The following is a 13,934-nucleotide window of genomic DNA, read 5'->3' on the forward strand; positions in this document are numbered from 1 at the left end:
TTAGCCCCATAGACCTTTGCATTATCCTGCAAGTCCTTTTGATCCTTGCTGGAGTTCGTACATTTGATAATACTTACCTTTTATTTCCATCAATTCATCGTGGTTTCCTTTTTCGACAATTTCTCCACGATCTAACACTAGAATTTGATCTGCATTTTTAATAGTAGGAAGCCTATGGGCAATGATAAACGTAGTTCTTCCCTTTTTCAATACTTCCAAGGCTTTCTGAATGATTGCTTCAGTTTCTGTATCAATACTTGCTGTTGCTTCATCCAATATTAGAATTGCTGGATCAAATGCGAGTGCGCGTGCAAATGAGATTAACTGTCTTTGTCCGGAAGATAAAGTACTTCCTTTTTCAATAACTGGCTCATCTAATCCTTTAGGTAACGCCTGAACAAAATCCATTGCCCCAACATCATTAAGGGCCTTTTTTACATGCTCCATTGAAATTCTCTCATCTTCCAGGCTTACATTGGATGCAATGGTACCTGAAAATAGAAACGGATCTTGTAAGACTATGCCCATATGCTGTCTAATTACTTGCTTAGGTACGTCAGAAATTTCTTGACCATCTATTTGTATGCTTCCTTTTTGGATATCATAAAATCTGAATAAAAGGTTCATAATGGAACTTTTTCCTGATCCAGTATGACCAACAAGTGCAATTGTTTCTCCTTTTTTTGCTTCAAAAGAGATGTCTTTCAACACATAGTCATTCTCCTTGTAGCCAAACCAAACGGAGTCAAACGTCACATTCCCCTCATAGCGAGGACTTCTTTCGTCTGAAACTTGAATACCTGCTTCATCCATAAGTTCAAATACCCTCACCGCCGAAACACGTGCCTGCTCCAAATTTGCAAGCTGGTTGACCATACCAGTAATCGGGCCAAACATTCTCCCTAAGTAATCGACAAATGCATACAAAACACCAAGTGAAACCATGGTTCCAATCCCAAGGGATGCTCCTCCAAAATACCAGATGACAACGACAAACGAAATATTACGAAGCACCCCAACCAAATTATGGGAAGTCAATGCATTCAGGCTTAAAAGTTTTTTTTGAAAAGTAAAATGTTGTTCATTCCAGCCTTCAAACTCTTCCTTCGCTTTCTTTTGTCTGCGAAATGCTTGAATAATTGGCATTCCTTGAATCGATTCATTAATATTTCCATTAATATCACTCAGTAGAGCACGAATTTTATGATTATAAAAAGATGCATATTTACGGTAAATAATAAACCAAACAATAAGAATAGGTATCAGTAATAAACAGATTGTAGCTAATCTTGCATCAAGTAAAAATAGCGCAATAAAAATACCTGTAATGTAAATGACTCCTGAGAAAAATGTTGCCAATACGGTTACATACAATTCTTTAATAGTTTCAGTGTCATTGGTAATCCTAGACACGACTTTTCCTGCGGGTAGATGATCAAAATACTGGATTGGCAATTTTTGAATTTGACCAAACACATCTTCACGCATTTTTTGAATGATTCTGTTTGCTGAAGTTTGTAAGTAATAGCTTTGTCCATATTGGAAAAAAGAAGCCACTACAAGTAAACCAAAGTATAGGACGACTAAATAGATGATATATTTTACTTCTGGTTGATAGAAGCTGATCAGCTCACTGTTAGAAAGCTCCTGTGCTGGATATGTGGCTGTCAGCTCACCTCTTGTAATAGTTAGTTCTCCATTATTTACTGATCTTTCCCCATCAAATTCTATATCAGATGGAATAAAATAATAATCTCTTCCGATTTGAAGGATTCTTGCCGTATTTTCATCTAATACATTCACATCTTCTGAAACTCGATCTTCTCTAATATAAAACGCATTATTATAAGACACATGGTCAGTTCCATTTTCTTCAGTAAGAACCCATCGTTTTTCGATACCTAGAATATGTTCATCAATCATACGCTTAGCAATAAAAGGTCCTGTAAGCTCTGCAGAAACTGCGATGGATAGCATTAATAATGCAAAAATAATGACTTTCTTTTGGGTTAGTGCATATCTAAATAATCGTTTACCTGATTTTATTTCCTTCATGTTAATACTTCGCCTCCTTTCGGCGATTGAACCTGTTGGCGCTCGAACTGTTCTTTATACCAACCACCAAGTGACATTAATTGGTCATGCATTCCGGATTCCACAATTTCTCCATTTTCTAAAACAATGATCCAGTCTGCATGTTGAACACCTGATAATCGGTGTGTAGTAATAAGTGTTGTTTTTCCAGAACGCTCATCTCTAATATTTTTTATAATAGTTGCCTCTGTTTTAGCATCTACCGCTGACAACGAGTCATCTAAAATAAGTATTTCGGGATTTGCAATTAATGCACGTGCAATGGAAATACGTTGTTTTTGCCCACCTGATAAGGAAACTCCCTTTTCTCCCACCAATGTTTGCAATCCGTCTGGAAGCATTTTTAAATCTTTCTCAAATGCTGCCATTTTAATAGCATGTTTGATATCTGTTTCCGATGCATGCTCTTTTCCATATAAAATATTTTCTTTAACAGATCTCGAGAAAAGAATATGATCCTGCGGTACATAACCGATCCAACTATGGATACTATCAAGTGAAACCTTGGCAAGGTTCACCTCATTCACTTTGATGTTACCAGAGCCAAGAGGATATTCTCTTAACAACTGTTTAATCAGCGTTGTTTTACCGCTTCCTGTTTTGCCCACAATTCCAAGGGTCTGCCCTGCCTTAAGATGGAAGGAGATATTCTTCAAATTATCGGTATTGGAGGAGGGGTAACGAAAAGATACCTGTTGAAAATCAATAGTTTCCGGTTTTTCTACATGAATTGTTTCTGGAAGATCTTTTACATCCTCTTTATATGCTAATGTTTCATTTACACGATCTAAGGATGCATTTCCTCGCTGCATGATATTGATTAATTCACCTATAGCAAACATTGGCCATATTAACATACCAAGATAGACATTGAATGCCACTAGTTCTCCCAGAGTAATGGACTTATGGAAAACTAAGTATGCGCCATATCCCAAACCAATTAAGTAGCTTGCCCCTACCAATAATTTAATGGTTGGATCAAATAAAGAATCAATAATGGCAACTTTGACATTTTTTTTATAGACATCATCTGTCATTTGATGAAATCTGCCTTCTTCTGCTCTTTCTTGCACATATGCTCTTATGACACGGACACCAGCGATCGATTCCAATACTCTATCGTTCATGTCCCCGAAAGCATCTTGTGCTTCCGTAAATCTTTGATGAATTTTCTTTCCATAAATGTTCATTGCCAGCGCCATTAATGGGAGGGGAATGATAGCTGCCAAAGTTAGCTTCCAACTAATCATAAATCCCATGGTACCAAGAATGATAAGCATGAACACACTCGAATCAATTAAAGTGAGGACACCAAACCCTGCAGTTGTTGATATCGCCTTTAAATCATTTGTCGCACGAGCCATTAAATCACCCGTACGATTCTTTTCATAAAACGTTGGGGTCATCCTCAATAGATGTCCCATTAACTTTGACCTTAGTGATCTTTCAACCAAAAATGAACTTCCAAAAAGCTGAAACATCCAGACATAAGTAATTCCATATGTCACGAACGCTAAAATCACTAGAAATGACACATACTGTACAATCTTTTCAGTAGTAAATACCCCTGCCTGAATATCATCTATAGCCATTCCAATCATTTTTGGCGGTATAACCTCCAAAATACTTGCAAATATAAGTAACGAAATTGCTACTAAATATCTTTTCCAATATTGTTTAAAAAACCAACCCAATTTTCCTAGTACAGAAAACATAATTGTATACTCTCCCTTCTATGATGAGTTCTATTTTTTTGCTACCCACCATCTGAAGCCACTTTGTACATCATGAATCGAACATAAACATTTTGCATAATTGTTACCTCCTAATGATTCCGAGCAGTATGCCCATATTATGCGTGGAAAAATATAGAAATAAAACAAAACAAAAAAATGGCATACCAACGCAATGTGGTATGCCACTTTTAATCCATAAAAAAGCACACGTCACACCATAATGGTGACCTGTGTAATTTACACTTTATCCAATATATAGAAAAAGGATATGCCAGAATGGAGGTTTAAAGCCTAACACCATTCTTACAGGACAGGTCACGAGACTTATTAAATTTATTGGCTTTAACTTTAATTGCATCTGTTAACATGATCATCATCATCTCGTTTCCCTCCTTTTCCTTTTTATTATTGTATCAATTCATATAATTTCCACTTTCTAAACTTACCACCGCAGACAAGCTATTGTCAATGACAATTTCACCTAATTTTAAGATAGTTTTGAAAAAGAGAAGATGTTTTGTAAATTTTGATACCATTTTAAACTACATGAAAAATCACTGCCCTCTTACTAAAATAGTCATAAGAGTTGTAGCTAGCAATCCTGGTCTCACTTAATTACTACCATTATTCGAGGTATTTGGAAACCATTTAGTGGGTTTTTGAAAAGCAATGATGGTATTTGGATAACCTTTCGAGGTAGCACACGAACTTTTGGTGATGGTTGAATAACCTTTCGATGTACAACTCCCCAACTGAAGATTTTTAAGCAGGTTTTCTATTAAACGAGGAAAACAAAAAAATCCCACTCTTCATATCAGAGTGGGAAAAATGCAAACATGTCATAAAGTAAATGGTCTTTTTATTATATCATTTTTTTTTCAAATAGGTGAATTATTTTTGACAGTTTTATGAATCTCTTTAAGTTCAAAGGCAGCATTAGAAGGATATGTTGCCATAGAAATAGCCGAAATAACTGCAATGCCATCTGCACCATGCTCTAATACTTTCCTAGCATTACTATTATTGATACCACCGATACCAACTATCGGAATCGTATAACCCTTATCTCTGATTTCCCGGATCACTTTTGGTCCTTGTACTGCATGAATATCTTTTTTTGTTGTGGTAAAAAACATCGGCCCAACACCTAGGTAGTCAGCGCCATCCGCAATTGCTTTAGCAGCTTCTTCTAGGGTATGGCAGGAGACGCCAATGATGCTTTTAGCAGGTAATCTGCGTTTTACGCTAATAAAATCATCATCTTCTTGGCCAATATGAACACCATCTGCATTCACTTCCAATGCAAGATTAATATCATCATTAACAATGAAAGGAACTTTATGTTGATGGCATATGTCTCGTAATTTTATTGCAAGGGAAACCTTCTCCTGACCTTGGAGGGCAGTATCTCCTTTTTCCCGAAATTGAAAAAGGGTAATTCCGCCTCTAATAGCTTCCTGTAAAACGAAACTGGGGTCTTTGCCATTACAATTTTCCGTTCCCATTACAAAGTAGACATTCAACATATCTCTATTCATAAACTGACACTTGCCTTTCTGTGTGCCCAGTGATTAGTTGGCCCATGTCCGCCACCGATACCAAGTTCATTTTCAATTGCTTTCTGAATAAATTGCTTGGCATTTTTCACAGCTATATCCACAGATTGACCTTTTGCTAAGAATGAGGCGATAGCAGCTGCAAAAGTACAACCCGTTCCATGTGTGTGGCGTGTATGAATTCGATCACTTTTGAATTCTATAAATGATACTCCATCATACAACAAATCTATTAATGTATCTCCTTCTCCGTGGCCACCCTTTATAACTACACTTTCTGAACCAAGACTTTGAAGTATTTTTGCTGCTTTTCTTCTCCGTTCCATCGTATCTAACGTCATCTCTGTTAACACTTCAGCCTCAGGAATATTAGGAGTAGTAACTTTGGCAAGTGGTAAAAGTTTCTCTCGTATTGCTTTAATGGCATCTTCTTGCAAAAGCATTGCCCCACCCTTTGCGATCATTACTGGATCAACAACAAGGTTACCCCAACCGTATTCTTTTATCTTGTCAGAAACAGCTTCTATAATAAAACTGCTGAAAAGCATTCCCGTTTTTAATGCGTCAGGACGAAGGTCTTCGTGAATAGAAGCCAATTGTTCCAATATCATATCTATTGGGATGGAATAAACACTTTGAACCCCAAGGGTGTTTTGTGCAGTCAAAGCGGTTATGGCAGACATTCCATAAACATCCAATTCCTGAAATGTTTTAATATCTGCCTGTATCCCGGCTCCTCCACCACTATCTGAACCTGCAATGGTTAATACTTTTGGTATCATTTTTCCTCAGTCCCTTATCCAAAATATCGGTGATACAATGATTTGGCTCTTGATATATCTTTTGTTCCGTGCACAAGAACTCTGCCATCCTGAAAAGCTACCAATCTGGCATCCTCTACTTGAAAAGATACAAGATAGGGATTTACTTCTACTTTTATTGATTGAGAAGATAAATTCTCTTTAAGCTCACTTAAATTTCTACTAGCATTTTTGCTCCCTGGTCTGATTTGAACTGAATCCCTGCCACAAAGAACAGCAGTTTTGGTCTGGTTTTCATAAGTCAGATAGGGATATGTTCGTGCATCTCCACAACTAGGACAATCAGAGCTTTTCAACTTATTCACATTCATGGAGACATAGTGGTTTTTCCATAAATCAAACGAGATTAACTTGCGATTATAAGCAGCAATGTTAGTCCCTGTGAGAATCTTTAGAGCTTCCGCTGTTTGATGAGCCACTACCATACCCACTGCAGGAGCAATAATTCCAACCGTATCACAAGTAGCTCCCCCTAATGGGACAGTTTTTAATAGACATTGCAAACAAGGGGTATCTCCTGGAAAAATGGAATAGGAGATACCATAACTTCCTACACATGCACCATATATCCATGGAATCTTATACTTTTGAGCAACATCATTCATGATCATCCGGATATCAAAGTTATCTGTAGCATCCAGCATTAAATCAATGTTCTCTTTTTTTACCATTTCTTCCAGATATTCAGCTGTGACATCACTAATATGACCTTCTATTTCCACCTCAGCGTTTACTTGCTGAAGCCGTTTTTTTGCTGCTACTGCTTTCGGAATTCTCTCTTTTGCATCCTTTTCTGTGTAAAGTTGCTGACGTTGCAAATTACTCCATTCCACGTAGTCACGATCAACAATGGTTATTTTTCCTATACCAGCCCGTACTAACGCTTCTGCGTTTCCAGTACCAAGAGCACCTGCACCGATGAGAAGGACATGTTTCTGCTTAATATTTTCTTGTCCTTCTACTCCAATCGGTTTAAACAAAGTTTGGCGTGAATATCTTTCCATTAGTTAACACTCATTCCCTCTGTCGGGCTGCTTGCTGATGCATAGCTTTTTTTCTCGATTCTACCTGCTTCATATCCGAGACGGCCAGCTTCAATGGCAAGCTTCATTGCATGTGCCATTTTGACTGGATCCTTTGCATCTGATACTGCTGTATTAAGCAATACTCCGTCTGCTCCAAGCTCCATTGCTTTCGTCGCATCTGCAGGGGAACCAATTCCGGCATCCACTATAACAGGGACATTTGCCTGATCTATAATGAAGCTTAAATTTAACTCATTGATTATTCCTTGTCCGGAACCTATAGGGGATGCACCTGGCATAATAGCATGTGAACCAAGTTCCTCTAGTTTTCTAGCAAGGACAACATCGTCTGAAGTATACGGTAAAACAGTAAATCCTTCTTTTAACAGTTCCTCTGTCGCTTTTAATGTTTCTACAGGGTCTGGGAGCAAGGTCTTCCAACAACCAATTACTTCCACTTTAATCATGTCACAAAGGCCAGAAGCTTTTGCGAGTTTGGCAATCCTTACTGCTTCTTCTGCAGTTTTTGCCCCTGCAGTATTTGGTAACAGTGTGTATCTTTCTAAATCCAATTTTTCTAGAAAATTTGGTTGACTCGCTTCAAAAATATTCATTCTCCTTACAGCAAATGTCAGAATATCAGTATCTGAAACATCTACTGCTTGCTTTTGTATATCAAAGTCAGGATATTTTCCTGTACCTAACAATAGCCTTGATTTAAAAGAATACGATCCAATTTTCAACATATTAACCGCCTCCTACAAAATGTACGAATTCTAATTGATCTCCGTCACTAATGCCTTCTGATTCGTGATTTTCTTTATTCAAAATATCTTTGTTTTTCTCGACGATGACAACTTTTTGGTCCAATTGAAAATGTTGTAGTAATTCTAAGACTGTTTTAACAGTATCAGGTACCTCAACTGGGTCCCCATTAATGAATAATTGCATAATGTTACACCTCCGTACCTTTTGGATTCCTTTCTAATGAAAAAGCTTTTAAATAAGTGGGTACAGCTTGCCCTAAAACTATATTTGCAATAAGTTTACCTGTTAGGGGAGAAAGTAAAATGCCATTTCGATAATGCCCTGTTGCTACTACTAGATTCGCAAAGTTAGGATGCTTTCCTAGATAAGGAAGACCATCTTTGGTCTGTGGTCGAATTCCACTCCACACCTTTTCAAAGGTTGAATCCTTGATGGTAGGGAGTATTTTCATAGCTTCCATCATCAAGCTGGAAATCCCCCCAACTGTCACGTTTTCTGAAAACGTATTAGGAATCATAGTGGCTCCGATGACTATTCTGTTACCGCTTTTTGGGACAAGATAGCACCGTTCTGAAAAAATGGTACTGGATAGCAGCTTTTCATTTGTTACAACAGACAAACACTCTCCTTTTACTGGAAGAGTAGGAAGTGCTATCTCACAATTCTTAACCAATTGCTCACTCCAAGCACCCGCAGCAAGCACAATTTGGTCACCGAAAAAATCCCCTTCGTTTGTTAACACTCCGGAAATTCTGTCACTATTTTTATGAAAACCATATATTTCAACAAATTCTTTTGTAACCGTCCCAAAGTGTACGGCTGAATGGAAAAAAGCCTGGGTTAATTTCTCAGGGTTCACATGACCATCAGAAGGAATACTCATTGCTCCAACAAAACTATCACTAAGATAAGGTTCACTTTGCAACACTTCATTTTTACTAAGCCACCCTGCTCGTTCGCCAAGTTTTTGCTGAAAAGTAATCGATTTTTTTATTTGCACCGCTTCTGCCTCTGTCATAGCAAGCTTTAACATTCCCTTTTGGAACAGTTCAATATCTATACCAGAATGCTCTTTCAATTCATATTGAAGAGACGGAAACATCGCTCTACTTTCTTTTGCCATCTCAAAAAGAGGACCCCCTTCCGTAACTTCTACTTGAGCACCAAGCATGCCAGCAGCTGCTCTAGATGCCTTACCCCCTACTTTTCCCTTATCAAGTAATAGAACTTTTTGTCCTTTCTGACTCAAATAATAGGCTGCTGCACAACCGATTACTCCTCCACCTATTACAATCACATCATAGTGTTGATTCAAAGTACCTCCTCCTTTGCTTGGGAACGATACGCTATGACTGCTTTTTTATAATCCGGACTACTAAATATTCCAGACATAACAGCGACTCCTCGTGCTCCTGTCGCTAACACCTCCGAGACATTTTCTGGAATTATTCCTCCTATGGCGATGACAGGGATGTCCAAGACCCTTGTTGTTTCCCTTAATTTTTGTAGACCTTGAGGAGCAATGCCTGGTTTGGAATCAGTCCTATAAATATGTCCATAAATGACAAAGTCTGCTCCCTCTCTCTCTGCTTGAAGTCCTTCTTCTAAACTATGAACGGATCTTCCCACTTTTAGTTCTGGGAAAAATCTACGTACCTCGGAAACCTCTAAACTATGATAGGCAAGCTGAACTCCGCCAACATTTAATACATGTGCAACATCCACCCTATCATTAATGATAAGTTTTTTAGGTGGGATTCCATTATTAATAAGTCCAGTTACTAAACCAACTATTTCCGTTGCTGTTCGCTGTTTTTCCCTAATATGAATGAAGTCCACTTGATGATGGATATCAGCAATTTTCTTTGATAATTCTTCCATTGTACTTTTTCCGTCTGTAATGACATGTAGTTGCATATTCCTCACCCTTATACCTTTCTAAAAGCAAGGCTCTGTTAACATCGCTAATCACTTTTCTCTTTCTGATGTATGCACCAATCAACGAATGAGCCAAAAGCAAAAAAACCACTCTTTACTTATACGTAAAGAGTGGTTTTAATCCAAAGATTGCAATTGAGATTCCATATGGATAAAGTTGCTCCACTTCCCTACGCTAGTATGAACTAGATCAGGTTCAAAGGGTCTGGAAATTACTCTTTCCATCTCAGTCACTTTTGACTCCCCCAGTGATTCTTTTATATTTACTATTGCGTTTAGTATAGCATAGTCTTTACCTAATCAAAAGAAAATGGATTAATGTCTCTAATATCTCACATTTGTACTATCAATGTATGGATAATGAATTCCCAAGTAGGTAGCAATACCAAGGACCATAACAAATAATAAAACAAATACCCCATCCCTTAACGAGTAGGAAAGTTCGTAATAGAAAGTTCGTTTAGCTTTTTGATTAAAACGCTTCGCTTCCATCGCTACCGCAATACGGTGTGCCCTTCTAATACTTTGAGAAAGGAGTGGAATACTGTAGTAGTATACCTTTTTCAATAATGTTTTCACTCCATTTTTTTGTTCCACTCCTCTAATTAGTAGCGCTTTTCTAAGAATCAAGTATTCCTCTGCAATCATCGGAAGCAGACGAAAACCCGCCATAAAACTATACGCATATTTAGGGGAAAGCTTCCATTGTTGCATTAAGGAATAGAACAAAAATACAGGCTTGGTGGTTAGTGCAAAAATAAGACCAATAAACGCGATAGACAATGATCTTAAACCGAGATGAACGCCTCTATAGAAGCTTTCCTCTGTAATGTGTATCAGTCCAAACTGCCACCAAGTCGTATTTCCTTTTCCAAAGAAAATCATAGATATTGCAGAAGTAAAAAACAAAAAGAAAAATGGTATGAGAAGAATCAGCTTAAGTTTGTATGATTGACCAGTTAGAAAAAGATAAACTAATAGAAGAAAAGCGGTAAGATAGACCATAATATTAATATTATGAATAAATAAAAGGCTAATGAAAAGTGCAATCATTCCAAGTAGTTTGAGGCTGGGATTTATATGATGCATCCATGTTTCATTTTTAAATAGCTCCCATTGCATGGTGTTTACTCCTACTATTTGATTTTTCATTAGTTTTCCTGTCTACTAGTGTGCCTTCTTTTATTGTCCATACCGTATCTGCAAACTCTGAAACTATTTGTTGATCGTGCGTCACCATGATAATCGCAACTCCAGCTATCTTTAATTGCTCTAACCATTCAAGCATGGCAAACGTATTTTTGCTATCTTGACCATATGTTGGTTCATCTAGAAGCAAGATTTTTGGTCGATCCACTACTGCTGCTGCTACACTGAGCCTTCTTTTTTGACCTGTCGATAGTTGATATGGATGTTGATGTCTGACCCTTTCTAAATTAAATAGGAGAAGTAATTCTTCTACACGTTTTCTTACCTTGAAATCACTAACATTCTGTTTCATAATGGTGTATCCGATTTCTTCTTCCACCGATTTCGTAATAAATTGATATTCTGGGTTTTGGAAGACATAAGTAATATGTGTAGTTGGGACATTTTTTACAGAAGATCCCTCCAAAAACAATTTCCCTTCCGTCTTCAAAAGCTTCATCATCGCTTCAAGAAGTGTGCTCTTCCCTGCACCGTTCTCTCCAACAATCGTGATCCACTCACCTTTTCGTATGTTAGCTTTTGGAACGTAGATTTTTTGTTGGTTACCCCTATAACCAATAAATTCTTCCATGTTCATTACTGTTTCATTATTATCCAACGAGTAATCAAGGGGGTTTTTGGACTGTAAATAATCATGCCATGCATCTGGATACCATACACCATAGTCTTTTAGTAACGAAATGGAGTTTTGAAAAATAGTTGTTGTCGGTCCATCCGCAACAATTTGCCCACTATTATCCATCACAATGATCCGTCCTACGAAATCCAACAATTGATTCACTTTATGTTCCACAATAATTACTGTCTTGTCTTCTCCAACTTTTTTTATCGTATCCCATACATCCATTGTCCCATCAGGATCTAATAAGGCTGTTGGTTCATCTAAGAAAAGTACTTCAGGATCCATTGCTAATACGGATGCTATTGCTAGTCGCTGTTTCATACCACCTGAAAGTTGAGATATTTTTGTATGTGGAGCCAAGGATTGTAGTCCTACAAGTTCTAAAAGTTCTACAATCCTCTCTTCCATTTCCACTTTTGGTACTGCCAGGTTTTCTAATACAAATGCCAATTCCTCATCCACAAACGGCATACAAAATTGAGTTTCAGGATCTTGAAACACATATCCCCATGACTTGGATGATAGATGGCTCTTTGCAATCATAGGAACCTCCAAAACATCTGGTATTAAACCTGAGAGAACTTGAATAAGCGTCGATTTCCCACATCCAGAAGGACCAATGATTAACACTTTCTCTCCTTGTTGAACGGAAAGAGATAGGTTATGAAAAAGTTGTGTTCCGCCTGAATACTTTAAATTCATCTCTTCGACTTCTACGATTGTTTGCACCATAGTCTTTTCAACTCCTTAATGAATCATAATCCTCCTGGCTTGCTGATCTGAAAAGACTAGTAACGCCTGTAGCTTCCAGTGCTTTTACGAGAACAAACGCTAAAACTCCTGCCAATAGGGCAGCACCTATCAATCGAAAAGAGATTAATAACGCAAGATTCCACCAAACATAGTCAAGTAAATATCCTCTGAAAAGGTCTAGCAATAAAGAACCCACTCCTGCCGCAACTCCTGCAATTGAGGCAATATAGATATCAAACCGTTTGTAACGGAAAGCCGCAAAAACAAGTTCTGCAAGTAAACCTTGTATCACTCCATAAATCAAAACCATTAAGCCATATTCCGATCCTACTAAAAACTCGCCGGAAGCAGCTGCTACTTCAGCTAAAAACGCAACTCCCGCTTTACGAATCAAAAGATATGCAACTGTAGCGGCAATAAACCACATTCCATATGTCAGCTCTTGTAGCTGCAGACCAAAAGGAGCTAACACATTATAAACAGGTGCCCAGATTTTATAGATTATTCCAAAGACAAGTGCAATAACAACTGTCACTAATATATCAGTCAACTTCAACCCTTTATTTGCCATTATCCCAATCCCCTATGCTTACTTTGTTCTCAAGTACTGGCCATTTTTCAAGTGTATAAGCCATTTCCCAAAAAGCATATTCATATTGACTGCTTATAACGAAATATTCTAGCATTCTAACTTTTTCTTCATCTGTCGCTTTTTCGGCCAACTCATCTAATCTGTTTATCTGTTCTTCGACAAGCTCTCTAAACCAATCGCCACCATATGCGGCTATCCACTCTTGATAAATCGGCTCTTCAGGTGTTGCGCCTTGTAGTCTTTCCCCAATTTCATAATAAAGCCAATAGCATGGCAATAACGCGGCAATCACTTCACCAAGGCCACCTGTCAGAACAGCTCGGTACATATGTGATGTATAAGCATGTGCAGTTGGAGCTGCTTTAAAAGCTGCTTTTTCAGCTTCTGAAATTCCGAGTCTTTTTGAAAAATTTTCATGAAGAGATAATTCCGCTTCATACGTCCCTTGTGCATGTGCGGCAAGGCGTGATGTTGTATGTAAATCAAAAGCCTTTGCTCCAGCATAAGCCTGAATCTTGGCAAAATGACTTAAATAATAGGCGTCCTGTAACACATAATACTTAAACGCCTCTAGTGACAGTGACCCATCCGCTATCCCTGTTACAAAGGGATGGTTAAAACTTGCCTCCCAAATAGAATCCGCCTGTTCTCTAACTAACTGTGAAAATTTCATGTCCCCATTCCTCCTACTATTTTGTAAAATCGAGTAGGAGGGGGTGACTAACCCCCGACCTCTCACACCACCGTACGTACCGTTCGGTATACGGCGGTTCAATTAAAGTTGACGTAAACTTTCATATCTTGCATATAGACTTTTGAG

Annotated in this window: 13 protein-coding genes and 1 riboswitch; all 13 genes read right to left on the reverse strand. The window is 38.0% G+C overall.

The annotated features are described in order from the left end of the window. Positions 1-21: 21 nt before the first annotated feature. The gene (locus LRP81_RS16810; protein ID WP_230503280.1) at positions 22-2,046 is read right to left on the reverse strand and encodes an ABC transporter ATP-binding protein; all 2,025 of its coding nucleotides are present in this window, start codon (positions 2,044-2,046) and stop codon (positions 22-24) included. 5 nt (positions 2,047-2,051) lie between these two features. Further along, positions 2,052-3,809 (reverse strand): ABC transporter ATP-binding protein, encoded by a 1,758-nt coding sequence (locus LRP81_RS16815; RefSeq protein ID WP_230503265.1) that lies wholly within the window; start codon positions 3,807-3,809, stop codon positions 2,052-2,054. A gap of 899 nt (positions 3,810-4,708) precedes the next feature. Next, on the reverse strand, positions 4,709-5,368 hold the full coding sequence (gene thiE, locus LRP81_RS16820) for a thiamine phosphate synthase (RefSeq protein ID WP_230503266.1): 660 nt from the start codon (positions 5,366-5,368) through the stop codon (positions 4,709-4,711). Beyond that, positions 5,365-6,168: a bifunctional hydroxymethylpyrimidine kinase/phosphomethylpyrimidine kinase gene (gene thiD / locus LRP81_RS16825; protein ID WP_230503267.1), complete on the reverse strand. Its 804-nt coding sequence runs from the start codon at positions 6,166-6,168 to the stop codon at positions 5,365-5,367. Before thiD ends, thiE begins: the two co-directional genes overlap by 4 nt. Positions 6,169-6,182: 14 nt before the next feature. Next, positions 6,183-7,211, reverse strand: a complete 1,029-nt coding sequence (locus tag LRP81_RS16830) for a thiazole biosynthesis adenylyltransferase ThiF (RefSeq protein WP_230503268.1) — start codon at positions 7,209-7,211, stop codon at positions 6,183-6,185. Next, positions 7,211-7,978, reverse strand: coding sequence for a thiazole synthase (locus LRP81_RS16835; protein WP_230503269.1), 768 nt, complete (start codon positions 7,976-7,978; stop codon positions 7,211-7,213). The genes LRP81_RS16830 and LRP81_RS16835 overlap by 1 nt, the downstream gene beginning before the upstream one ends. A gap of 1 nt (position 7,979) precedes the next feature. After that, the gene (thiS, locus tag LRP81_RS16840) at positions 7,980-8,183 is read right to left on the reverse strand and encodes a sulfur carrier protein ThiS (protein ID WP_230503270.1); all 204 of its coding nucleotides are present in this window, start codon (positions 8,181-8,183) and stop codon (positions 7,980-7,982) included. Positions 8,184-8,187: 4 nt separating this feature from the next. Further along, the gene (thiO, locus tag LRP81_RS16845) at positions 8,188-9,315 is read right to left on the reverse strand and encodes a glycine oxidase ThiO (protein ID WP_230503271.1); all 1,128 of its coding nucleotides are present in this window, start codon (positions 9,313-9,315) and stop codon (positions 8,188-8,190) included. Continuing rightward, positions 9,312-9,917: a thiazole tautomerase TenI gene (tenI, locus tag LRP81_RS16850; RefSeq protein ID WP_230503272.1), complete on the reverse strand. Its 606-nt coding sequence runs from the start codon at positions 9,915-9,917 to the stop codon at positions 9,312-9,314. Before tenI ends, thiO begins: the two co-directional genes overlap by 4 nt. Positions 9,918-10,088: 171 nt before the next feature. Continuing rightward, a riboswitch (TPP riboswitch) is annotated at positions 10,089-10,195 on the reverse strand. A gap of 67 nt (positions 10,196-10,262) precedes the next feature. After that, positions 10,263-11,060: an energy-coupling factor transporter transmembrane component T family protein gene (locus tag LRP81_RS16855; protein ID WP_230503281.1), complete on the reverse strand. Its 798-nt coding sequence runs from the start codon at positions 11,058-11,060 to the stop codon at positions 10,263-10,265. Further along, the gene (locus LRP81_RS16860) at positions 11,041-12,501 is read right to left on the reverse strand and encodes an ABC transporter ATP-binding protein (RefSeq protein ID WP_317987089.1); all 1,461 of its coding nucleotides are present in this window, start codon (positions 12,499-12,501) and stop codon (positions 11,041-11,043) included. Before LRP81_RS16860 ends, LRP81_RS16855 begins: the two co-directional genes overlap by 20 nt. Before the next feature lie 7 nt (positions 12,502-12,508). Next, positions 12,509-13,093, reverse strand: a complete 585-nt coding sequence (locus LRP81_RS16865; RefSeq protein WP_230503273.1) for an ECF transporter S component — start codon at positions 13,091-13,093, stop codon at positions 12,509-12,511. Beyond that, positions 13,083-13,787 carry a thiaminase II gene (tenA, locus tag LRP81_RS16870; RefSeq protein ID WP_230503274.1) on the reverse strand — a complete coding sequence of 235 codons (705 nt, stop codon included), beginning with the start codon at positions 13,785-13,787 and terminating at the stop codon, positions 13,083-13,085. The genes LRP81_RS16865 and tenA overlap by 11 nt, the downstream gene beginning before the upstream one ends. Positions 13,788-13,934 lie beyond the last annotated feature (147 nt).

The sequence above is a fragment of the Sutcliffiella rhizosphaerae genome (assembly GCF_917563925.1).
GTDB lineage: Bacteria > Bacillota > Bacilli > Bacillales > Bacillaceae_I > Sutcliffiella_A > Sutcliffiella_A rhizosphaerae.